Origin of the sequence: Tabrizicola flagellatus, assembly GCF_046295235.1 — a bacterium.
GTDB lineage: Bacteria > Pseudomonadota > Alphaproteobacteria > Rhodobacterales > Rhodobacteraceae > Tabrizicola > Tabrizicola flagellata_A.
In genome coordinates, this window is record NZ_JBKBLV010000001.1 from 92,032 (window position 1) to 113,827 (window position 21,796).

The window sequence follows — 21,796 nt, forward strand, 5'->3', positions numbered from 1 at the left end:
CCCGCAATGAGGGCCAGGATGCCCGAGGCTTCGGATCCGGCCAGGGATCACTCCGAGGCATCCGCGGAAGTGGCGGTCGATCGGACGGCATCGCAACGCCCGATTGCGCATTTACGGCTGATCGCCACCAGCGACCTGCACGCCAGTCTGATGCCCTACGACTACCGCGCAAACCGGCCGAATGCCCGGCTTGGCCTCGGCGCGGTCTCGCAGCAGATCGCCGAGGCCCGGGGCGAGGTTCAGAACTCGCTTCTGTTCGATAACGGCGACTTCCTGCAAGGCAGCCCGATCGCCGACTATGCCGCCTCGGCCCGCAGACGGCGGGCGCATCCGGTGATCACGGCGTTCAACACGCTGGGCTACGACGCCGTGACCCTTGGCAACCACGAGTTCGACTATGGACTCGGGTTCCTGTCGCAGGCCCTGACCGAGGCACGGTTCCCCGTCGTGTCGGCCAACGTCGCGGTGCGACTGGGCAAGAGCCCGGCGCGGGACGAGACCTTCGTTCCTCCCTACGCGATCCTGCGGCGCCAGATCATCGACCGCGAAGGCCAGTCGCATCTGATCCGGGTCGGCGTGATCGGCTTTGCGCCGCCGCAGATCCAGGAATGGGACCGCAATGCCCCGGATGGCGGCGTGCGCACCCGCGACATCCTGGCGGCAGCCCGCGCCTGGTTGCCGAGGCTGCGGGCCCGGGGTGCCGACATCATCGTGGCGCTGGCCCATACCGGGATCGGCGCGCTGGAGCCTGAACAAGGGACCGAACACGCGGCGACCGCGCTTGCCGCCCTGCCCGAGATCGATGCCGTGATCGCCGGACACAGCCATCAGGTCTTTCCCGGTCCCGATTTCGCACCCTCTCCGGCGGTCGATCCGGTAGCCGGGCGGCTGGCCGGCAAGCCGGCCGTGATGCCCGGTCACTCCGCAAGCCATGTCGGCATCATCGACCTCCAGCTTGAACGCTGCCGCATCGGCGCACGGCGCTGGCAGGTCGTCGGGGCATCCTCGAGGGTCGGACCGCGCAGTCCCTGTCCGGCGCCGGCCACCCCGGCGCTGCACCGGGCGCTTGTCCCCGACCACCGGGCTGCGCTGGCCTGGTCGCGCCGCCACCTGGGCGAGACGCGGGTTCCGCTGCACAGTCATTTCGCCACAATTGCCCCGTCGGCAGCGCTGGCACTGGTCGCCGAGGCCAAGGCGGATCATGTCCGCCGACAGCTTGCCGGGACCAGCTGGGAGGGCCTGCCGCTGTTGTCCTCCGCCTCGCCCTACCGGACCGGCGGGCGCAGCGGGCCGGGCAACTTCACCGACATTCCGACGGGACCGCTGCGCCAGCGCAACCTGTCGGACCTCTACCCGTTCCCCAACACGCTGGTGACGCTTCTGGTGACCGGGGCAGAGATTGCCACCTGGCTGGAGCGCGCGGCGACCGTGTTCCGCCAGATCGCTCCGGGCGAGAGCGACGCGCTCCTCCTCGACCCCGATCTTCCAGGCTTTGCCTTCGAGACCATCCCGCAGCTCGACTATGCCTTCGATCTCAGCCAGCCCGCCCGCTTCGATCCGCAAGGACGTCTGGCGCATCCCGAGGCGCACCGGATCGTCGGCCTGCGTCATCAGGGCCGGCCGGTCCGGGCAACGGACGAATTCCTTCTGGTGACCAACAGCCACCGCCTCGGCCGCGCGCGCCTGCAAGACCCCGCATCCGTGCCGGAGATCGCCTTTACCGATGCCGCGCGCGTCCAGTCTGTCATCGCAGCCTATCTTCAGCGTCAGGGGTCGGTGGACGCCAACCATCGCCGCAACTGGCACTTCCTGCCGATGCCCGGCACCACCGTGACCGTTGCCGCCGGGGATCGGGCCGAGCGGCACCTTGAGGAGATCGCGCAACTGCGCCCGGTTCCCCTTGGACAAGGTACCGACGGTTTTGCCCACTTCCGGCTGCACCTCTGATGGGCTAAGGCATCTCCACCCCCAGAGAGCCGAGCCTGTGACCCTGACCTACGACGCCATCCTCTTCGACCTCGACGGCACGCTGATCGACACGGAAAGCATCGCGCTGGTCACCGGCATGGCCGCCTTCGCCGCACACGGGCATGCGGTGGACGAAGCTTTCATGCACGGCCTGGTCGGCAAGGACGAACCGACCGCCGCGCGGATCATCCGCGAGGCGCTGCCGGGTGTGGACCTCGATGCGGTCAACCGGTACTGGCGGCAAGGTTTCAACGACGGCGTGGAAGCGGGCCTGACGCTGAAACCGGGTGCGCGCGAACTGCTGCCCGCGCTTGCCGCCCCCAAGGCCATCGTCACCTCGACGGGCCGCGCGGGCGCGCACCGCAAGCTTGGCATCGCCGGGATCGCGGAGGTCTTCACCCATGTCGTCACGCTGGATGACGTCCGCGCCCCGAAGCCCGACCCCGAGCCCTACCTGCTGGCTGCATCGCTGTTCGGCGTGCCCCCCGCACGCTGCCTGGTGTTCGAGGACAGCGAGACCGGGGCCGAAGCCGCGCATCGCGCCGGATGCATCGTGGTCCAGGTCCCCGACATCGTGCCCAGCCAGGGTCGCTGGGCGCATCATCTCGCGCCAGACCTTCTGACCGGCGCGCGGATGGCGGGGCTTCTTTAACCCCTCGCCCGGAACCTCCTCGTGCGGCTTCGCCTTCTCGTCGGGGAGCAGCGAGGAGTGACGCAGTCATCGACGAGCGTCAGGCCTTGCGCGCATGCAGTTCGCACAGACAACTGACCGGCTCGCCATGATTGCGCTCGATCTCGGTGTCGGGGGCCAGCCGGTCCATCGCATGGGCAAGGTCGATGTCCAGCCGCGTCAGCCCCTTCGCCGAATGGGTGGTCAGCGTCACGTCCACCACGTTGTAACGGTTGGTCCAGTCCGGGTGGTGGTTCAGCTTCTCGGCCACCAGCGCCGCGCGGGACATGAAGCCCCAGGCCTGGCTGAAGTTCGGGAACTTCCAGACCTTGCGGATCGCGTCCTTGCCCGGAACGGCGGCCCACCCGGTCTCGGCCAGGGGCGGCAGGGCAGTGCGGCGGTCGTCTTCAGGCAGAAGCGGGGTCATGTCGTGGCCTCCGGGATCAGGGCATCGTCCTTGGCGTTGGCGGCCTTGAGGCCGGGGCGGTCCTTCAGCCGCGCCCAGTAGGCCTCGAGCACCGGGTTCGCGGGTATGGTCCTGAACTGCAGGCCCCAGCCGACCTGGCTGCCAACATAGACATCCGCCGCGGTGAACCGTCCGTCGGCGATGTAGTCGGCCTTCTCCAGATGACCGGTCAGGGCGCGCACCACCTCGTCGAGGCTGCCGTAGCCCGTCCGCCCGGCCTCGCGCGGGCCCTCGGGCACCCAGCCGAAGGAGGTGTTGACGACCGCCTGTTCCAGCGGCCCCGCGCCGAAGAACAGCCAGCGGAAGAAGGCGGCCTTGTCCTCGGCCATCAGTCCTGCCTCGGGGAAGGTCGTGGCGAGATAGGCGCAGATCGCGGCGACCTCGGTCACGACCTTGCCGTCATGCACCAGGGCCGGGATCTTGCCCATCGGGTTGACCGCCAGATAGTCCGGCGCCTTCATTGGCGGGCCATAGCCCAGCACCACCGTCTCGTAGGGCTGGCCGGTCTCTTCCAGCATCCAGCGGGCGATCCGGCCGCGCGACATCGGGTTGGTGTAGAAGGTCAGCATCGGCGGATCTCCCTTGCCTGCCCAGCCTACTCCCGCGCCTCGCATTTGCGGAAGGGGCCATAGGCGGTCAGCACGTCGATCTCTTCGCCCACTGCGCGGCGTTCCGCCTGCAGGTAGCGGTCCACCGCCGCGCGGAAGCTGCGGTCGGCGATCCAGTGGATCGAATGGGTCTCGACCGGCAGGTAGCCCCGCGCCAGCTTGTGCTCGCCCTGCGCGCCCGCCTCGACCCGTTGCAGGCCCTGGGCGATGGCCCAGTCGATCGCCTGGTAGTAGCACAGTTCGAAGTGCAGGCAGGGGTGGTCCTCGATGCAGCCCCAGTAGCGGCCGAAAAGCGTGTCGCGGCCGATGAAGTTCAGCGCGCCCGCCACCGGCCGGTCGCCGTTGAAGGCCAGGACCAGAAGCATGTCGTCGCGCATCGTCTCGTGAAACCGCGCAAAGGCCTCGCGGGTCAGGTATGGCCGGCCCCATTTCCGGTTGCCGGTGTCCTGGTAGAAGGCCCAGAAGGCATCCCAGTGCCGGGGCTCGATCTGATCCCCGGTCAGCGCGCGGATCGCGAGACCCGAGGCGCGCGCCGTCTCGCGTTCCTTGCGGATCATCTTGCGCTTGCGGCTGGAGAGGTCGGCGAGGAATTCCTCGAAGCCGGAATAGCGCCGGTTCTCCCAGTGGAACTGCTGGGTGACGCGGTGCAGCGTGCCCTCGACCCCCGCCAGTGCGTCGGCCTCATCGACAGTGCAGAAGGTTGCGTGGACAGAGGAGAGCCGGTTCTGGGCCGCAACCGCGATGGCGCTCTGCCAGAGCGTCTCGCGGTGGGCCGCATCGCCAAGGAAGCGCCGCCCGGTGGCCGGGGTGAAGGGCACGGCGATCTGGAGTTTCGGATAGTAGCGCCCCCCGGCGCGGTCCAGCGCGTCGGCCCAGCCGTGATCGAAGATGTATTCGCCCTGGCTGTGCGACTTCACATAGAGGGGCGTGGCGGCCAAGATCCGTCCGTCCTCGCGCAGCACGAGGGGGCGCGCCTGCCAGCCGGTTCCGGGGCCGGTGGAGCCCGAAGCCTCCAGCGCCGCGAGGAAACGGTGGGTGGTGAAGGGGTCGCGGGGCCGGCCCTCGGCCTGTTCGGGCGCGGCCACTGCATCCCAGTCGGCGGCGGCGATCTCGGACAGGCTGTCGTGCAGGGTCAGGTCGGACATCGGCGCTTTCGGGACAGGCGGCGTCCGGGGGTTTTGCACCCCCGGACCCCCGCAGAGTATTTGTCAAAGGGCAAGCTGTGTTGCCGCAGGAAGAGGTCAAGCCGGAAGGGCGGCGAGATAGCCCTCGAAGGTCACGTTGTCGGCGCGAAGGCGGGCCTGCGCCTCTTCCTCGGGCGAACGGATCGTCCAGCAGAGGATCGCCGCGCCCTTTGCTTTCAGTTCGGCCACCCGCGGACGGGCGAGGTCGCGTGCCTCATGGCTGATGAAGCTGGACCCGGTGGCGTCGTAATCGGGAATGTCGCGCAGCCGGTCGCAGGTTGCGGGCGGGAGGGGCGCCCAGTCCTCTGGGTCATAGGCCGAGGTGGTCAGGCCGCGCGGCAGGTCCGGGGCAAGCCGGGCCATGTGCGCAACCGATGACGGGTTGAAAGACATCAGCGCGACCTCGCCACGGTAGCCCTTGAGCGCTGCCGCCGTCGCGGCCTCGAGTCGGCCGTCAGTCGGACCCATGGTCAGCGACTGGTCCTTGATCTCGATGAGAAGCGGTACGCGGCCGGCGATCAGGTCCAGCACCTCGGACAAGGTCGGGATCGTGTCGGTCGAACCGGTCAGCGCAATCCGGCCGAGTTGAGTGGCCGTGCGGGTGTTGAGGGGGCCGGTCTCGCCGGTCAGGCGGTCGAGCTCCTCGTCATGGAAGACAATAGGCACGCCGTCCGCGGAGATCTGGAGGTCGATCTCGATGGCGTAGCCGGCCTCGACCGCGGCGCGGATCGCGGCGGGCGAATTCTCGATCCGACCCGCCGCCCGGTCGTGCAGGGCGCGGTGGGCGACGGGCAGCCGCAGGAAGGCTTCGGGCAGGGGCACGCGGGTCATTTCAGGGCGAAGATCGCTTCGATCTCGACGGCGACGCCAAGGGGCAGCGAGGCGGCCGAGACGGCCGAGCGGGCGTGGCGCCCGGCATTGCCGAGGACCGCGACCAGGAAATCCGAGGCGCCGTTGATGACCTTGGGCTGGTCGGTGAAATCGGGGGTGGAGTTCACGAAGCCCACCAGCTTCACCGCCCGGTCCAGCCGGTCCCAGTCGCCGCCCACGGCCTTCTTCAGCTGGGCAAGGAGCGAGATCGCGCAGCGTTTCGCGGCCTCGGCACCCTGTTCGAAGCTGAGGTCCTCGCCCAGCTTGCCCTTGATGAGACCAGCCTCGTTCTGGCTGATCTGGCCTGAGATGTGGACGAGGTTGCCCACCTGGACGAAGGGGACGTAGTTCGCCGCCGGGGCGGGCGCATCGGGCAGGGTGACGCCGAGGTCGGCGAGGCGCTTCTCGATCGGGTGCATGGGGGTCTCCGCTCTGGATCGGGGCGAGGGTAGCGCGCGGGCAGCGGGTGGGCAAGGGTGGGGCTGTCCACGGTGGACAAAACGGGTAAGTCTTTCAAATTCAATAACTTGCCTGCGGACGGTAACGAGCTGTTAACCAGTTCCTGACACCGGGGTGTCGGCACAGATAGCGGCGGGAGCGCGGTCCGGGCGGCCCGCTTCGGATGCCGCCCGGACCCTTCGGATCACGCCCAGGGGCGCAGCGTGGCGGCCTTGGCCTCGTAGCTGTCGATGGCGGCAACCTTTTCCAGCGTCAGGCCGATGTCATCGAGTCCGTTCAGCAGGCAGTGCTTCTTGAACGGGTCGACCTCGAAGTGGAACGTCGTGCCGTCCGAGGCGGTGACGGTCTGGCTTTCCAGGTCCACGGTGATCCGCGCGTTCGCGCCCTTGCGGGCATCGTCCATCAGGTGATCGACCGCCTCCTGCGGCAGGACCACGGGCAGGATGCCGTTCTTGAAGCAGTTGTTGAAGAAGATGTCGGCGAAGGAGGTCGAGATCACGCAACGGATGCCGAAATCCAGAAGCGCCCAGGGCGCGTGTTCGCGCGAGGAGCCGCAGCCGAAATTGTCGCCCGCGACCAGGATCTGCGCGTTGCGGTAGGCCGGCTGGTTCAGGACGAAATCGGGGATTTCCTTCCCGTCCGGGGTATAGCGCATCTCGTCGAACAGGTTCTTGCCAAGACCGGACCGCTGGATCGTCTTGAGGAACTGCTTGGGGATGATCATGTCGGTGTCGATGTTGACCAGCGGCATCGGGGCCGCGACGCCGGTGAGGGTGGTGAACTTTTCCATGTCAGCTTCCTGTCATTCGCCCGAGAGGGGCACGGGTTGCGGGATCGGTCCCTTGGGATCCAGGACCCAGTCGTAGATCTTGCCAATCTGGCGGGCCTTCCGGTCCCAGGTGAAATGCTGCTCGACCCGGGCCAGAGCGGCGGCGGCGAGGGCGGGGATGGTCTGGGGCGCCGCGATCAGCGCGGCGAGGGCCTTGCGGAACCCGGCGATGACCTCGGCGCGGCTGCCCATCGGGACCTTGATGCCGGTGCCGGGGGTGACGAGTTCGCCCGGCCCGGCATAGTCGGCGATCACCGGGACAACGCCCAGCGCCATTGCCTCCAGCACCACGCCGCCGCCGAATTCGCGGACCGAAGGAAAGGTGAGCAGCTGGGACCGCGACAGAAGGGCCTGCAAATCCTTGTGGTCGATCCAGCCGTGCAGAGTGACGGCATGGGTCAGGCCCCGGGCGCTGACCATCTCTTGCAGTGCGGGCATCAAAGGTCCGTCGCCGAGCATGTCCAGCACCATGCTGCCGTCGCGCAGAAAGGGCTCGGCCGCCTCGATCAGCATGTCAGGGCCCTTGTAGGGCACCAGACGGCCGACGAAGGCGCAGCGGATCGGCAGCGTTCCGGGCTGATCGGCGCGCATCGAGAAGCGCGCGGGGTCGATGCCGTTTTCCGGGATCAGGGTCAGCCGGTTCCGGGCCGCCGCGAATTCCGAGGCGGTATGGCGCGAGCCGGCGATGATCGCCGAGGCCGCGCGGATCATCCGGCGGCGGCCCAATGACAGCCGGTAGAGGCCGCGGACGTAGGAGAGCCACTCGCGCTCGCGCCAGCGCTCGGCGTCGAACCCCTTGGGCCAGGGCACTCCGCCGTTGAGCGGGCCCATGACAAAGGGAACGCCGGCCCTCGCGCAGCGCGGGGCGATCAGGCTGCTGGCAGTGGGGGTGAGGGGTGTGACACGATGGACGATGTCGAATTCGCCCGCCGCGATGCGGCGGCCGAACTGCCGCCACAGCTTCCGCTCGAAATGGGGATAGGCGAGTTTCGAGTACAGGGCGGTGACCATGGTCCAGCCCTTGCCTTCGCCCATGCGCAGGATCTCAGCCAGGCGCCAGATCGGGCGGGCGACAGCCTCGCTGTCGATGGCGGTGAAATCGCGGCCCGCGACCAGACCCGCGCGCAGGAAGGCGTCGCGGTTGCGGATCTGGGTCACGATGTGGACATCGTGATGCGCGCGCAGCGCATTGGCGATGGACCATCCGACCAGAGGCACCGAGACCAACTCCGGGTTCGCGGCTTCCGCGATGACCAGCACCCGCCGCCGGGGGGCGGGGGGCTGGTCGTCCGTGGTCGGCTGGCCGGTCATGAATCAGACAGTCTCGCCCATCAGATCGCGCACGTCGGTCAGGTGGCCGGTGATCGCCGCCGCCGCCGCCATCGCGGGCGACATCAGATGCGTGCGGCCGCCACGGCCCTGCCGGCCCTCGAAGTTGCGGTTCGAGGTCGCGGCGCAGCGTTCGCCCGGTTGCAACTGGTCGGGGTTCATCGCGAGGCACATGGAACAGCCCGCCAGCCGCCATTCGAAGCCCGCGTCGATGAAGATCTGGGCCAGACCCTCTTCCTCGGCCTGGGCGCGGACGAGGCCCGAGCCGGGGACGACCATCGCCCGCTTCACCTTGATCTTCTTGCCCTTCAGGATCTCGGCCGCCGCGCGCAGGTCCTCGATCCGGCCGTTGGTGCAGGAGCCGATGAAGACCGTGTCGATGGCAATGTCGGTCAGTTTCATGCCGGGCTTGAGGCCCATGTAGTCCAGCGACCGCCGCGCGGCCTCGACCTTGCCGCCGGTGAAGCTTTCAGGGTCCGGCACCACGCCGGTGATCGGCAGCACGTCCTCGGGCGAGGTGCCCCAGGTCACGACGGGGGCGATGTCCTCGCCGCGGATCGTCACCACCTTGTCGAAATGTGCGCCCTCGTCGGTGTAGAGCGTCTTCCAGTAGGCCAGAGCGGCTTCCCACTTCGCACCTTTCGGGGCGTGCGGGCGGCCCTTGACGTATTCGAAGGTCTTCTCGTCCGGCGCGATCAGGCCCGCGCGGGCGCCGCCCTCGATCGCCATGTTGCAGACGGTCATCCGGCCTTCCATGGAAAGCTCGCGGATCGCCTGGCCGCAGTATTCGATGACATAGCCGGTGCCGCCCGCGGTGCCGGTGGCCCCGATGACCGAGAGCGTGATGTCCTTGGCCGTGACGCCGGGGCGCAAGCTGCCCGTGATCTCGACCTTCATGTTCTTGGATTTCTTCTGGATCAGCGTCTGGGTGGCCAGCACATGCTCCACCTCGGACGTGCCGATCCCGTGCGCGAGCGCCCCGAAGGCGCCGTGGGTGGCGGTGTGGCTGTCGCCGCAGACCACCGTCATCCCCGGCAAGGTCCAGCCCTGTTCCGGGCCGACGATGTGGACGATGCCCTGGCGGATGTCGGTCACGGGATAGTAGTTGATCCCGAAGTCCTTGGCGTTCTTGTCGAGCGCGGCCACCTGGATGCGGCTTTCCTCGGGCATCTGCGCCGGGTTCTCGCGTCCTTGCGTCGTCGGCACGTTGTGGTCGGGCACCGCGATGGTCTTTTCCGGCGCGCGGACCTTGCGGCCGGCCATGCGCAGACCCTCGAAGGCTTGCGGGCTGGTCACTTCGTGCACGAGGTGGCGGTCGATGTAGAGGAGGCAGGTGCCGTCCTCGGCCTGATGGACGACGTGGTCGTCCCAGATCTTGTCGTAAAGCGTACGAGGAGCCATGGCTCTCACCTGTTCTTGGGATGGCTGGGATAGGCAAAGCGGCGCGGGCGCGCGGGACGGCAGCGGTCAGGCGCGGGCGAGGATCGAGCGGGTCATGCCGAAGAAGCGGGCCGGAAGCCGCGCGTGATCGGTGATGTCGAAGAAGATGAACCCGGACATGAGCGCGATATACGCGCGAATCTCCGGTCAGGCAAGCTGGCGTCCGGCACGAGCCGGGTCCGGTGGGCAACCTCTTCTGGCTGACCAACGCGGCCTGGCACTGGCGCAGCCCACGACGATCAGTCTGCGGTCGAAACGGCAGGTCTGGCGATCACGGGGTCCGGCAGATGGGGACCGCGAGACAGACTGCACCCGGCCTGTCCCGAAAAGGCGCACCGCGCCTAGTCGGCGATCCGGGGGTTGTCGCCCAGGCCACCCTGTGTCTGCGCCGCAACAAGCACATCCCTGTCCCAGATCGCCTCGACCACGGCACCCGAGCGGTCCGGGCGATCCTTCTGGGGCAGGAAGGGATCGGTCGCATTGGCAAAGGAAAGGTCGGCGCCCGACCGCTCCAGAAGCGTCTTGGCGATGAAGAGGCCCAGTCCCATGCCTTCATAGCCCGGGCGCCGGTCCGGTTCCGGCTCGGGACGCCGGACACGGACAAAGGGATCGCCGATCCGCCCGATGACATTGGCAGGAAAGCCGTCACCGTCATCCGTAATGCGCACGATGATCCGCTGGGCGGTCCATTCGCCCTCGATCCAGACGCGGGAGCGGGCGAAGTCGACTGCGTTCTGCACCAGGTTCCGAAGGCCATGGATGATCTCGGGCCGGCGCTGGATCACCGGCTGTTCGTCGGTTCCGTCCTGCACCGGGCCGAAGGCGAATTCGACCCCCTTGCCGCGGGACAGATGCGGTTCGGCCGCCTCGCGCAGGACGGCGGACAGGGGCGCCTGCCGCAGGTGGCGGTCGTCCTTCCCGGCCCGGCCCATGTCCCGCAGGATGTCGCGGCAGCGGTCGGCCTGATCGCGGATCAGCCGGGCGTCCTCTTGCAGCGCAGGCTGGCCGTCGAGTTCCTCGATCAGCTCGGCGCTGACCAGCTTGATGGTGGCAAGGGGCGTGCCAAGTTCGTGTGCGGCGGCAGCGACGACGCCAGCGAGGTCTGTCAGCTTCTGCTCGCGCGCAAGGGCCATCTGGGTGGCCAGAAGGGCCTCGGACATCGAGCGCATCTCGGTGGCCACCCGGCGGGAGTAGAGACCCAGGAACAGGATGCCTATCACGATCGACAGCCAGAATCCGAACACGAAGAGCGGCGGGATCACCAGTGCCCGGCCGTCGGCAAAGCGCAGGGGCAGGTGCCAGACGAGGGCGGCGGTCACGATCAGGATGGCCAGCGCCCCCAGCGTGATGGTCGAGCGCAGGCGCAGCACGCTGGCCGAGATGGTGACCGGCGCGAGGACGAGGATGGCGAATGGGTTGGTCAGGCCGCCCGTGAGGAAGATCAGCACGCCAAGCTGTCCGAGGTCGAACAGAAGGGTCAGGAAGGCCTCGGCCTCGGACAGACGGCGGTTTTCCGGGAACAGCATCACAAGGGCGAGGTTGGCCAGGATCGAAGCCCCGACTGCCAGCACGCAAGGCCCGAGCGGCAGGTCGAGCCCATAGACCTGGCCTGCCACCAGGATCGCCGCGATCTGCCCGGCAATCGCCATCCAGCGCAGCAGGATAAGGGTCCGCAGGCGCACCCAGTTGGTCCCTGTTTCTTGGGACGGAGAGCCGGTGGCGAAGCTGGCCATGCTGTGACCGGATGTCCCTGCCGATGGATTGCTCATTGTTAAGGACGCCCCCATCTGAGATCAATGCGCCGCGTTGCAGAATGGGAGAGAAGACTGTGACCAGATTTTTCGCGACTGTCGCCACGGTTGCCGTTGCCGCCTTTCTCGGCGGATCGGCCTGGTATGTCCTGTCCGACCGAAAAGCGGACCCTTTCGCGCAGTGCCGTCAGGGACAGGTTGCCGGCGGCGACATCGGCGGGCCGTTCACGCTGGTCAATTCCGCCGGGCAGACGGTCACGGATGCCGAGGTGCTGACAAAGCCGTCGCTGGTCTATTTCGGCTATACCTTCTGCCCCGACGTCTGCCCCTTCGACATGTCGCGCAACGTCGAGGCCGTGGACCTGCTTGAGAAGAAGGGCATCGACGTGACGCCGGTCTTCATCTCGATCGACCCCGAGCGCGACACGCCCGAAGCCCTTGCCGACTACGAGGCGAACCTGCATCCCAAGCTGATCGCGCTGACTGGCAGCGCCGAGCAGGTGAGGGCGGCCTCGCAGGCGTACAAGACCTTCTACAAGCGGCGTGAAACCGGGGACGAATTCTACCTGCTGGATCACTCGACCTTTACTTACCTGGTGCTGCCGGGCGTGGGATTTGTGGATTTCTTCCGCCGCGAGATTACATCAGAACAAATGGCGGAAAGCGTTGCGTGTTTTGTCGAGGCGGGCAAAGCTGCGATGTGACGCCCGAAACCGAAGCAGGAATGCCGCATGACTGAAGACTTCGCCGCCGAGCTTGGCCCGGATCGCACGCTTCTGCTGGTCGATGACGACGAACCCTTCGTGAAGCGTCTTGCCAAGGCGATGGAGAAGCGCGGCTTTCTGCCGGAAACGGCGCAAAGCGTGGCGGAAGGCAGGGCCAAGGCGATTGCCCGGCCACCTGCCTATGCCGTCGTCGATCTGCGGCTTGAGGATGGCAATGGGCTCGAGGTTATCGAGGCCCTGCACGAAAAGCGGCCCTCCTGCCGCGTTGTCGTGCTGACCGGCTACGGCGCAATTGCGACGGCGGTTGCGGCAGTCAAGATCGGTGCCATCGATTATCTGTCCAAGCCTGCCGACGCGAACGATGTGACCAACGCGCTTCTGGCGCGCGGCGGAAACCTGCCCGAGCCGCCCGAAAACCCGATGTCGGCTGACCGCGTGCGCTGGGAACATATCCAGCGGGTCTACGAGATGTGCGACCGCAACGTCTCGGAAACCGCGCGCCGGCTTTCGATGCACCGGCGCACGTTACAGCGAATCCTGGCAAAGCGCAGCCCGAGATAATTAACCTTTCTTGCACTTATCCACAATTCGCCTTATCAAGTCCCATACCTGTCCGGGAGGGATCAGAAATTGAAAGTCGATTTGAATAGCCTTTCCTTGAAAGAGCTGAAGGATTTGCAATCTCAGGTAGCAAAGGCGATAGCCGGGTATGAGGATCGCCGCAAGAAGGAAGTACTTGCGGAGCTTGATGAAATCGCCAAGGCAAAAGGATTTTCTCTGGCTGAATTGACCGGCATCGCGGCGGGCCGCAAGAGGACGCCGTCGGTAGCGAAATACGCGAATCCCGCAAATCCGGCCGATACCTGGTCGGGCCGCGGCCGCAAACCGCGCTGGTTCTCTGAAGCACTGGCAAAGGGGAAGAAGCCGGAAGATCTGGCGATCTGACCTTCAGCCCTGCGATTTCAGCCACTTCAGGAATGCCCGGGCCGCGGCGCGTTTTGGTCCGGGCAAGGCGACGACGAAATAGGCCGGCAGTTTTTCATTGCTTTCATGCACGATGCGCAGCCGGCCCTCGGTCACGTCGGATTCGATCAGCGCCATGCTTTCCACAACAAGCCCCAGTCCCTGCCGCGCCGCCGCCAGCGCCAGCTCCTCGCTGTTGATATCGGTGCGCTCCAGCCGCGCGGGATCCAGCCCCAGTTGACGCAGGTAGGCATCCTGTTCGGGCCATGTCGGAGACAGGATCCAGTCCATCCGCGCCATGTCATCGACAGTAAGGTCACGGTCGCCGATCAGCGCAGGCGCCCCGACGATGACCATGCGCGCGGAGGTGAGGTAAGCGGACTCGACCCCCGGCCAGTCGCCGTTGCCATAGCGGATGGCCAGGTCCATCCGTTCGCGGTGCAGGTCCAAGACCCTGCTGTCGGGATGCAGCGACAAGCCGATGTCGGGGTGCTGCCGCCAGAAATCCTTCAGTCGCGGCATCAGCCACTGGGCGGCAAAGCTTGCGGTCAGCGTGACGCGGACCGGGCGGTCCGCCTCGCCCGCCTTTAGCGTCTCGATCCCGCGCTGAATCGCGCCGAATCCGTCGATCAGTGCTGCGACAAGCTGCTCACCGTCCGACGTCAGACTGACGCCGCGCCCCTCGCGCTGAACCAGCGGGCGGCCGAGCTGATCCTCCAGCGCGCGGACCTGCTGGGCCACGGCGGCATGGGTCACGTTCAGGACCCGCGCCGCCTGGCTGAAGTTGCGCAGCTCCGCCGTGGCCGCAAAGGCGCGCAGGGCAGTCAGCGACGGGATGCTGCGCCAGTCGATCATGTGTTAGACTGCCTTACAGTTCAGAAGCCTTATTGAATCGTATCACAGCCGTTTTTATGGCAAAAGGGATCATCGAAAGCCGAAAGGGAGAAAGTCAATGTTGAATATCTTCGCCGACGCCCTGATGATCGCCACGCGGTTCAAGCACAACTCCGAGGACTACCTGCCGCGGCACTACCCGCGCCGGTCGCCGCGCGAGTTCCAGGATGACGTAGCGCTGCGCACCGCCGATCATCTGCGGCACACGGGCCGCTGATGATCGGTCGCTGTCAGCAGTCAGCAAGCAGCCTCGCCACGGTCGAGACATAGTCCGCCCGCACCTCTGCGGGCGGACGAAGCCTGATTTCCAGTCGGTGGATCAGTTCCGGCAAGGGCCTGCCGAACAGCTTGTCGGCCTCCGCCTCCCTGAATCCGGCGATCCTCACCGCCTCCAGCCAGGCCGAAACCCTGTCCGCCGCCTTGATCGCTTTCTTGATCGGTGCGGGCAGCACGGCCGGCAAACCGAACCGCAGATGCACCGCCGCAGTCAGCCGTTCGTCCAAAGCCCCGTAGCCTGGCCCGACCGCCGCCTTCACCGGGCTGATCATGTCGCCGATCACATATTCCGGTGCGTCGTGCAGCAGGGCCGCAAGCCGCCATCTTGGCGCGGTTCCAGGGTTCATGCGGGTGAAGATCTCCTCGACCAGCAGGGAGTGTTCCGCCACCGAATAGGGCCAGTCCCCGCGCGTCTGCCCGTTCCAGCGCGCGACGAAGGCCAGGCCATGCGCGATGTCCTCGATCTCGATGTCCACTGGCGTGGGGTCCAGAAGATCCAGCCGGCGGCCCGAAAGCATCCTCTGCCAGGCGCGGGGTTGTTTCATCGGCGGGCCTTTGTTGTCTGCGGTCGGGATCAATGCTATCTGCCCCGCCAACAAAGGATCAAGGAGAGCGCCAAGATGGCAGCGGATTACATCGTCAAGGACATCGGACTGGCTGACTTCGGCCGCAAGGAGCTGACCATCGCCGAAACCGAGATGCCAGGCCTGATGGCCTGCCGCGAGGAGTTCGGCGCGTCCAAGCCGCTGAAGGGCGCGCGCATCGCGGGGTCGCTGCACATGACGATCCAGACCGGCGTGCTGATCGAGACGCTGAAGGCGCTGGGCGCCGATGTGCGCTGGGCCTCGTGCAACATCTTTTCCACGCAGGACCACGCCGCCGCCGCCATCGCGGCCTCGGGCACCCCGGTCTTTGCCATCAAGGGCGAGAGCCTGGAGCAGTACTGGGACTATACCGACCGCATCTTCCAGTTCGGGGGCGAGGGTGGCACGGCCAACATGATCCTCGACGACGGCGGGGATGCCACTCTGTACATCCTGCTGGGGGCGCGGGTCGAGGCGGGCGAGACCGACCTGATCGCCGTGCCGACCAGCGAAGAGGAAGTGTGCCTTTTCAACCAGATCAAGAAGCGCCTTGCCGCCAGCCCCGGCTGGTTCACCAGGCAGCGCGCCGCGATCCAGGGGGTGTCCGAGGAAACCACCACGGGTGTTCACCGTCTGTACGAGCTGCACAAGAAGGGCCTCCTTCCCTTCCCGGCGATCAACGTCAACGACAGCGTCACCAAGTCGAAGTTCGACAACAAGTATGGCTGCAAGGAAAGCCTGGTCGATGGCATCCGCCGCGCGACCGACACGATGATGGCCGGCAAGGTGGCCGTCGTCTGCGGCTACGGCGACGTGGGCAAGGGCTCGGCAGCCTCGCTGCGCGGTGCGGGCGCGCGGGTGAAGGTGACCGAAATCGATCCGATCTGCGCCCTGCAGGCCGCGATGGACGGCTATGAGGTGACGCTTCTGGAGGACGAGGTCGCCACGGCGGACATCTTCATCACCACCACCGGCAACAAGGACGTGATCCGCATCGAGCACATGCGCCAGATGAAGGACATGGCCATCGTCGGCAACATCGGTCACTTCGACAACGAGATCCAGGTGGCGGCGCTGCGGAACCACAAGTGGACCAACATCAAGGACCAGGTGGACATGATCGAGATGCCCTCGGGCAACCGGATCATCCTCTTGTCCGAAGGCCGCCTCCTGAACCTCGGCAACGCCACGGGCCATCCGTCCTTCGTTATGTCGGCCAGCTTCACCAACCAGGTGCTCGCGCAGATCGAGCTCTGGACCAAGGGCAAGGACTATGCGCCGGGCGTCTACATCCTGCCCAAGGCGCTGGATGAGAAGGTCGCCCGGCTGCACCTGAAGAAGATCGGCGTGAAGCTGACCGAGCTGCGCAAGGACCAGGCCGACTATATCGGCGTCAAGGTCGAAGGCCCGTTCAAGTCGGACCACTATCGCTATTGACCCCCGGTTTTCCCCGTCGGCCCGACCTGCGGGGAAGACCTGGCGATCTTTCCCGTTGCCGTTTGGGCTCGTTAACGTAAGCTGACCGGGTCTTTGCCCGGCCTCTGCGGGGCAGGGGCCGAACGGGACAGGTAAAAGGAACGAGGATACCATGGGTAAGAGAGACGAGCTCATCGCGAAATATGCCGATGACCTGAAGAACAAGTGCAAGGTGACGCCGGACATGGCTCTCCTGACCAAGGTCACGATCGGCTGCGGTCCTTCGATCTACGACAACGACGCCCAGACTGTCGCCGCCTCCGATCCCGAGGAACTGGAGCGCATCAAGAACAACTTCCTGATGAAGAAGCTGGGGCTCGCCGACAGCCCCAAGCTGATGGAAGGCATCAACGCTGCCGTCGAGACCTACGGCAAGTCCGAGCGGAACAAGTACCGCGCGGTGTTCTACTATCTGCTGGTCAAGCACTTCGGCAAGGAATCCGCCTACAAGTGACGCCCCGCTGCGGTACGCAACCGGCCCGTTCCTGCCGGAGCGGGCCGGGCGCTTTTCGATGAGGCGCATTTGACTAAACAGCTTGGAACTCCTGCCTTGCAGCGCGGCAGGGATTCGGGCGACAAGACTGAAGTCAGGGCAGGACGCCCGGGACCCTTATACAGACACGCGGTGCTATGGGGTGTGCGCGTGGGTTGGATGAAGGGTCCCGTAGGGGTGCGGGGCCCTTCATTCATTTTCGGCGCCGGTGCCCTTTCGCAGGAACGCGGCGAGGTGTCGCAAACCCCGGGCCGGCGACGGCAGGACCCGATCCGTCCAGTCTCATGAGCATCCGGTTCGCTTCACAGGGCCGTTGACACGGGCGCTGGGTTGGTCAGGATCGCCCCGGGACGCGCAAGGGGGAAGCGCGCGGGGGAGAATGGGAATGGACCTTGGCCTTGACGGCAAGGTGGTCGTGGTGACCGGCGGCGCTGCCGGGATCGGCAGGGCCATCTCCGAGGACCTGGCGGCAGAGGGCGCGGTGCCGGTGATATTCGCCCGCCGCGCGCCGGATCCGGATTGGCTGGCCGGACTTGGTCCCAGGGCGGCCTGGATCGAGGTGGAACTGTCCAGCGATGACCAGTGCCGCGCGGCGGTGGCCCAGGCGCGGTCGCGGTTCGGGGCGATCTACGGGCTGGTGAACAATGCCGGCAGCAACGACGGTGTGGGGATAGAGGCCGGGCCCGAAGCCTTCCGCGCCTCGCTCGAGCGAAACCTCGTGCATTATTACACGCTGGTGCATCTCTTGGCCGAGGACATCAAGGCCGCGCAGGGCGCGATCGTGAACATCAGCTCGAAAACGGCGGTGACCGGGCAGGGGAACACTTCGGCCTATGTCGCGGCCAAGGCGGCGCAGCTGGGGCTGACGCGAGAATGGGCGGCGGCCTTCGCGCCGCATGGGGTGCGGGTCAACGCCGTGATCCCGGCCGAAGTGATGACGCCGCTTTATGACCGCTGGCTGAAAAGCTTCGACAATCCGCAGGAAAAGCTGGCGGAGATCACGGCGCGCATCCCCTTGGGCCAGCGGATGACCGAGGCTGCGGAGATCGCGGCGATGACGGTCTTTGCCCTGTCCAAACGCGCACGGCACCTGACCGGGCAATGGCTCTTCGTGGACGGCGGATACACTCATCTGGACCGGGCGCTGGCGGGGGTTCCGAGGTGATGGGTCGGCAGGGAACAGGAGGTCGGGTGTGACGGATCGGTTGAAGGGCAAGCGGGTGCTGGTGACGGCCGCCGGGCAGGGGATCGGGCGGGCAAGCGCCCTGGCCATGGCGCGGGAAGGTGCCCGGGTGCTGGCCACCGACATCAATGCCTCGGCGCTGGAAAGCCTGGGGTCCGAAGGGATCGAGACCCGGCTTCTGAACGTGCGCGATCCCGCCGAGATCGCCGCGACGGTTCAGGCGGCAGGCCCGGTCGATGTGCTGTTCAACTGTGCAGGCTTTGTTGCCAACGGGACCATCCTCGACTGTGACGAGGACCAGTGGGCCTTCAGCGTGGATCTGAACCTGACGGCGATGTACCGGATGTGCCGTGCCTTCCTGCCCGGGATGCTGGAACGGGGGGCTGGGTCGATCATCAACATGGCCTCGGTCGCCTCGTCGGTGATCGCCGCGCCGAACCGGTTCGTCTATGGCGCGACCAAGGCCGGGGTGATCGGGCTGACCAAGTCCATCGCCGCCGATTTCGTCGGCAAGGGCATCCGCTGCAACGCGATCTGTCCGGGAACCGTGGAAAGCCCCTCGCTGGAGGACCGGTTGCGCGCGACCGGGGATTATGAGGCCGCCCGCGCAGCCTTTGCCGCCCGCCAGCCGATCGGACGCATGGCGAAGGCCGAGGAAATCGCCGCTCTGGTCGTCTATCTGGCCTCGGACGAATCCTCCTACACCACCGGCGTTGCGCACATAATCGATGGAGGATGGGCCAATATCTGAGGCAGCGAGGGCTTATAGGTAAGCAAAGCTGACATAAATTTTCGGGATTCTGGCAGATTCCTTGACCTAATCTGCCAAAAAGGCCCAATTAGGTCAGCATATTTGACTTTTCTTGTGTGTCGAACCAAGCTATCCAGCGGGTCCGGAAGACTCTGGTGAAAGGCGCAGCCATGGCCACGCAGAAGATGCTGAAGTTCGTCACGATCGGCAAGGAAATGCCGGAAAAGCGTGACGCAGCTTCGCGCGCGCAGGATTTCCACGAGATCTACCGGGAGTTCGCCGATCGCAAGGCGGCCGAGCAGGCCAGCCGCTGCTCGCAATGCGGCGTGCCCTACTGCCAGTCGCATTGCCCCCTGCACAACAACATCCCCGACTGGCTGAAGCTGACCGCCGAGGGCCGGTTGCAGGAAGCCTACGAGATCAGCCAGGCCACCAACACCTTCCCAGAAATCTGCGGCCGCATCTGCCCGCAGGACCGGCTGTGCGAGGGCAACTGCGTCATCGAACAGTCCGGCCACGGCACCGTCACCATCGGCTCGGTCGAGAAATACATCACCGACACCGCCTGGGAGGAAGGCTGGGTCAAGCCGATCCGCCCCCATGCCGAGCGCCCCGAAAGCGTGGGCATCATCGGCGCGGGGCCGGGGGGTCTGGCGGCGGCGGATGTGCTGCGGCGGCAGGGCGTGCAGGTCACGGTCTATGACCGCTATGACCGCGCGGGGGGCCTCCTGACCTATGGCATCCCCGGCTTCAAGCTGGAGAAGGACGTGGTCGAACGCCGCAACGCCCAGCTGGCGGATGGGGGCGTCAACTTCGTGCTGAACTGCACCGTGGGCGAGGACATCAGCTTTGACGCCATCCTTGGCCAGCACGACGCGGTGCTGATCGCGACGGGCGTATACAAGGCGCGCGACATCGAGGCTCCCGGGGTCGGTGCCAGGGGCATCGTCAAGGCGCTGGACTACCTGACCGCCTCGAACCGCAAGGGCTTTGGCGACGATGTGCCGGAGTTCGACAGCGGCGAGCTGAACGCCAGCGGCAAGCGAGTCGTCGTGATCGGCGGCGGCGACACGGCGATGGACTGCGTGCGGACGGCGGTCCGGCAGGGGGCACTGTCGGTGAAATGCCTTTACCGCCGCGACCGGGTGAACATGCCGGGGTCGCAGCGCGAGGTGCAGAACGCCGAGGAGGAAGGCGTCGAATTCGTATGGCTTTCCGCGCCGAAGGGGTTCACCGGCGGCACGGAAGTCGAGGGCGTGATGGTGCAGAAGATGCGCCTGGGCGCGCCGGACGCCACGGGCCGCCAGACGCCCGAGGTCATCGAGGGCGCCGATTATGTCGAACCCGCCGACCTGGTCATCCAGGCGCTGGGCTTCGAGCCCGAAGACCTGCCGACGCTCTGGGGCGTGCCGGAACTGAAGGTCACCCGCTGGGGCACGATCAAGGCCGACTTCCGCACCCATGCCACCAGCCTGCCCGGCGTCTATGCCGCGGGCGACATCGTACGGGGCGCAAGCCTGGTCGTCTGGGCGATCCGCGACGGGCGCGAGGCGGCGGAGTCGATCCTGTCCTATCTGGCCCAGACCGGGGCGGTGGCGGCCGAATAGTGAAGGGAAGGTCAAGCGTCTGGCATCTGTCTGGCATGCGTCGGCTTTGCGTCGGGCACAGCTGACAGACCGGAGGCAACGAAATGTCAGGATGGGTGACCCATCCGGAAGGGGGAGCGGCGATGCGGAAAGTTCTGATCCTTGCCTGTCTTGCTACCCCGACCCCGGGGCTGGCCGGGACCTGGACCGCGCCCGAGGGCTGCGAGGCCTTCATGACGGTGCAGTCGAAGGGCTGCCGCGTCTCGCATTACTACAAGTGCAGCGCCGATGCGCCGGGGGACCAATGGCGGGTGGACCTGGATCAGGAGGGCCCGTTCTTCTATTCCCGCATCAACCACGAGGCGGAATGGGTCGAAAGCTACGACCCGGTCAAGCAGGTGCTGGACCCGAACCCGGCCGATCCGGCCAGCATGACCGAGCTGCTGGCCGAGGGGATGGACACCTGGAGCTTCAGCCTGTCGAAGGAGGACGGCACCGGCAGCCGGGCCGAGGGCTATGACCGGCTGACCGGCAAGTCGGTCCTGATCGACGGCATCACCCTGCAACAGACCGAGGTCGATTTCACCGAATACGGCCGCGACGGCACGGTGCTGCGCCGGTCGCGCGGCAATGAATATGTCCATCCCGACTGGCGGCTGTTCTTCGCCGGGCCGGGCGAGACGGACCTGGGCGATGGCCAGTGGTTGCCGATCGACGGCAGCCCGGTGGACTTCGTCTTTCCGGGCGACAAGGGCTTTCTGTCCAATCAGCCGCTGTATGACTGCGATGCGCTGACCGCCTCGCTGCCCGTGTGGAGGGTCAGCCATGAGCCTTGAGCGCCCCGAGTTGGACCGGGCAGGCGGCTGTCTTTGCGGGACCGTGCGGTTCCGCGCCCGGCTGACGGGGACCAACTTCGGCGCCTGCCATTGCCCGATGTGCCGGAAATGGACCGGCTCGGCCCTGCTGGGGATCACGGTCCCGGCGGCCGACGTGGAGTGGACGGGGGCGGAGCATATCGCGCGCCGGCAGTCCTCGGCCTGGGGCGAACGCGCCTGGTGCGCGGACTGCGGCTCTCCCGTCTGGTTCCGGGTGACGGTCGAGGGGCCCTATGCGGGGAACCTGGAACTGCCGGTGGGCTCGTTCGACGATGCGAACGGGCTGACCATGACCAACGAGATCTACATCGACCACAAACCCGATAGTTACGCCTTTGCGGGCGGTGATCGGCAAGTTTTGACGCGCGCGCAGTGTGTGGAGAAATTCCCGCTGCTGGCCAGTGAATGAGGGGCAA

At 66.5% G+C, this 21,796-nt stretch carries 24 protein-coding genes; 13 read left to right on the plus strand and 11 right to left on the minus strand.

Annotated elements, in window-relative coordinates; all coding sequences use genetic code 11:
* The first annotated feature begins 18 nt into the window (after positions 1–18).
* Positions 19–1,947: a bifunctional 2',3'-cyclic-nucleotide 2'-phosphodiesterase/3'-nucleotidase gene (locus tag ACK4IU_RS00495; protein ID WP_409730581.1), complete on the plus strand. Its 1,929-nt coding sequence runs from the start codon at positions 19–21 to the stop codon at positions 1,945–1,947.
* 37 nt (positions 1,948–1,984) lie between these two features.
* Positions 1,985–2,620, plus strand: coding sequence for an HAD family hydrolase (locus ACK4IU_RS00500; RefSeq protein ID WP_409730582.1), 636 nt, complete (start codon positions 1,985–1,987; stop codon positions 2,618–2,620).
* A 79-nt stretch (positions 2,621–2,699) separates the two neighbouring features.
* On the opposite strand, the gene ACK4IU_RS00505 is transcribed toward ACK4IU_RS00500, so the two are convergent.
* The 9 genes from ACK4IU_RS00505 to regB all read right to left on the minus strand — a co-directional run bounded on the left by ACK4IU_RS00505 (position 2,700) and on the right by regB (position 11,556).
* Positions 2,700–3,065 (minus strand): 4a-hydroxytetrahydrobiopterin dehydratase, encoded by a 366-nt coding sequence (locus ACK4IU_RS00505; RefSeq protein ID WP_409730584.1) that lies wholly within the window; start codon positions 3,063–3,065, stop codon positions 2,700–2,702.
* On the minus strand, positions 3,062–3,673 hold the full coding sequence (locus ACK4IU_RS00510; protein ID WP_409730586.1) for a glutathione S-transferase family protein: 612 nt from the start codon (positions 3,671–3,673) through the stop codon (positions 3,062–3,064). The genes ACK4IU_RS00505 and ACK4IU_RS00510 overlap by 4 nt, the downstream gene beginning before the upstream one ends.
* 26 nt (positions 3,674–3,699) lie before the next feature.
* Positions 3,700–4,857, minus strand: a complete 1,158-nt coding sequence (locus ACK4IU_RS00515; RefSeq protein WP_409730588.1) for a GNAT family N-acetyltransferase — start codon at positions 4,855–4,857, stop codon at positions 3,700–3,702.
* Positions 4,858–4,953: 96 nt separating this feature from the next.
* Complete coding sequence (locus tag ACK4IU_RS00520) at positions 4,954–5,727, minus strand: glycerophosphodiester phosphodiesterase family protein (RefSeq protein WP_409730589.1); 774 nt, start codon at positions 5,725–5,727, stop codon at positions 4,954–4,956.
* Positions 5,724–6,185 (minus strand): RidA family protein, encoded by a 462-nt coding sequence (locus ACK4IU_RS00525; RefSeq protein ID WP_409730591.1) that lies wholly within the window; start codon positions 6,183–6,185, stop codon positions 5,724–5,726. Before ACK4IU_RS00525 ends, ACK4IU_RS00520 begins: the two co-directional genes overlap by 4 nt.
* A gap of 224 nt (positions 6,186–6,409) precedes the next feature.
* The gene (gene leuD / locus ACK4IU_RS00530; RefSeq protein ID WP_409730593.1) at positions 6,410–7,015 is read right to left on the minus strand and encodes a 3-isopropylmalate dehydratase small subunit; all 606 of its coding nucleotides are present in this window, start codon (positions 7,013–7,015) and stop codon (positions 6,410–6,412) included.
* Between the two features lie 12 nt (positions 7,016–7,027).
* Positions 7,028–8,365: a glycosyltransferase family 4 protein gene (locus ACK4IU_RS00535; RefSeq protein ID WP_409730595.1), complete on the minus strand. Its 1,338-nt coding sequence runs from the start codon at positions 8,363–8,365 to the stop codon at positions 7,028–7,030.
* Between the two features lie 3 nt (positions 8,366–8,368).
* Positions 8,369–9,784 (minus strand): 3-isopropylmalate dehydratase large subunit, encoded by a 1,416-nt coding sequence (gene leuC / locus ACK4IU_RS00540; protein WP_409730597.1) that lies wholly within the window; start codon positions 9,782–9,784, stop codon positions 8,369–8,371.
* A 380-nt stretch (positions 9,785–10,164) separates the two neighbouring features.
* Entirely contained in the window at positions 10,165–11,556 is a 1,392-nt protein-coding gene (gene regB / locus ACK4IU_RS00545) for a sensor histidine kinase RegB (protein WP_409730599.1), read from the minus strand.
* A 95-nt stretch (positions 11,557–11,651) separates the two neighbouring features.
* Here regB and ACK4IU_RS00550 point away from each other — a divergent pair, with 95 nt between their 5' ends.
* The 3 genes from ACK4IU_RS00550 (at position 11,652) to ACK4IU_RS00560 (ending at position 13,244) form a co-directional block, all read left to right on the plus strand.
* Complete coding sequence (locus tag ACK4IU_RS00550) at positions 11,652–12,278, plus strand: SCO family protein (protein ID WP_409730601.1); 627 nt, start codon at positions 11,652–11,654, stop codon at positions 12,276–12,278.
* Between the two features lie 27 nt (positions 12,279–12,305).
* The gene (locus ACK4IU_RS00555; RefSeq protein ID WP_149588496.1) at positions 12,306–12,860 is read left to right on the plus strand and encodes an ActR/PrrA/RegA family redox response regulator transcription factor; all 555 of its coding nucleotides are present in this window, start codon (positions 12,306–12,308) and stop codon (positions 12,858–12,860) included.
* A gap of 69 nt (positions 12,861–12,929) precedes the next feature.
* Positions 12,930–13,244 (plus strand): H-NS family nucleoid-associated regulatory protein, encoded by a 315-nt coding sequence (locus ACK4IU_RS00560; protein WP_409730603.1) that lies wholly within the window; start codon positions 12,930–12,932, stop codon positions 13,242–13,244.
* Positions 13,245–13,247: 3 nt separating this feature from the next.
* On the opposite strand, the gene ACK4IU_RS00565 is transcribed toward ACK4IU_RS00560, so the two are convergent.
* Entirely contained in the window at positions 13,248–14,117 is an 870-nt protein-coding gene (locus ACK4IU_RS00565; protein WP_409730605.1) for a LysR family transcriptional regulator, read from the minus strand.
* 97 nt (positions 14,118–14,214) lie between these two features.
* On the opposite strand from ACK4IU_RS00565, the gene ACK4IU_RS00570 reads away from it, so the two are divergent.
* Positions 14,215–14,373 carry a hypothetical protein gene (locus tag ACK4IU_RS00570; protein ID WP_160147762.1) on the plus strand — a complete coding sequence of 53 codons (159 nt, stop codon included), beginning with the start codon at positions 14,215–14,217 and terminating at the stop codon, positions 14,371–14,373.
* Between the two features lie 13 nt (positions 14,374–14,386).
* Here ACK4IU_RS00570 and ACK4IU_RS00575 read toward each other — a convergent pair whose 3' ends face one another.
* Positions 14,387–14,977, minus strand: coding sequence for an HD domain-containing protein (locus ACK4IU_RS00575; RefSeq protein WP_409730607.1), 591 nt, complete (start codon positions 14,975–14,977; stop codon positions 14,387–14,389).
* A 75-nt stretch (positions 14,978–15,052) separates the two neighbouring features.
* Here ACK4IU_RS00575 and ahcY point away from each other — a divergent pair, with 75 nt between their 5' ends.
* From ahcY to ACK4IU_RS00610, 7 genes are all read left to right on the plus strand, one after another.
* Positions 15,053–16,453 carry an adenosylhomocysteinase gene (ahcY, locus tag ACK4IU_RS00580; protein ID WP_409730609.1) on the plus strand — a complete coding sequence of 467 codons (1,401 nt, stop codon included), beginning with the start codon at positions 15,053–15,055 and terminating at the stop codon, positions 16,451–16,453.
* Between the two features lie 151 nt (positions 16,454–16,604).
* Positions 16,605–16,946, plus strand: a complete 342-nt coding sequence (locus ACK4IU_RS00585) for a DUF2853 family protein (RefSeq protein WP_409730611.1) — start codon at positions 16,605–16,607, stop codon at positions 16,944–16,946.
* 424 nt (positions 16,947–17,370) lie between these two features.
* Positions 17,371–18,150 (plus strand): SDR family oxidoreductase, encoded by a 780-nt coding sequence (locus ACK4IU_RS00590; RefSeq protein ID WP_409730612.1) that lies wholly within the window; start codon positions 17,371–17,373, stop codon positions 18,148–18,150.
* A gap of 28 nt (positions 18,151–18,178) precedes the next feature.
* Positions 18,179–18,919, plus strand: coding sequence for an SDR family oxidoreductase (locus ACK4IU_RS00595; protein WP_409730614.1), 741 nt, complete (start codon positions 18,179–18,181; stop codon positions 18,917–18,919).
* 170 nt (positions 18,920–19,089) lie between these two features.
* Positions 19,090–20,526, plus strand: coding sequence for an NAD(P)-dependent oxidoreductase (locus tag ACK4IU_RS00600; RefSeq protein WP_409730616.1), 1,437 nt, complete (start codon positions 19,090–19,092; stop codon positions 20,524–20,526).
* 122 nt (positions 20,527–20,648) lie between these two features.
* Positions 20,649–21,341, plus strand: coding sequence for a hypothetical protein (locus tag ACK4IU_RS00605; RefSeq protein ID WP_409730617.1), 693 nt, complete (start codon positions 20,649–20,651; stop codon positions 21,339–21,341).
* Positions 21,331–21,789, plus strand: a complete 459-nt coding sequence (locus tag ACK4IU_RS00610) for a GFA family protein (RefSeq protein ID WP_409730619.1) — start codon at positions 21,331–21,333, stop codon at positions 21,787–21,789. Before ACK4IU_RS00605 ends, ACK4IU_RS00610 begins: the two co-directional genes overlap by 11 nt.
* Positions 21,790–21,796 lie beyond the last annotated feature (7 nt).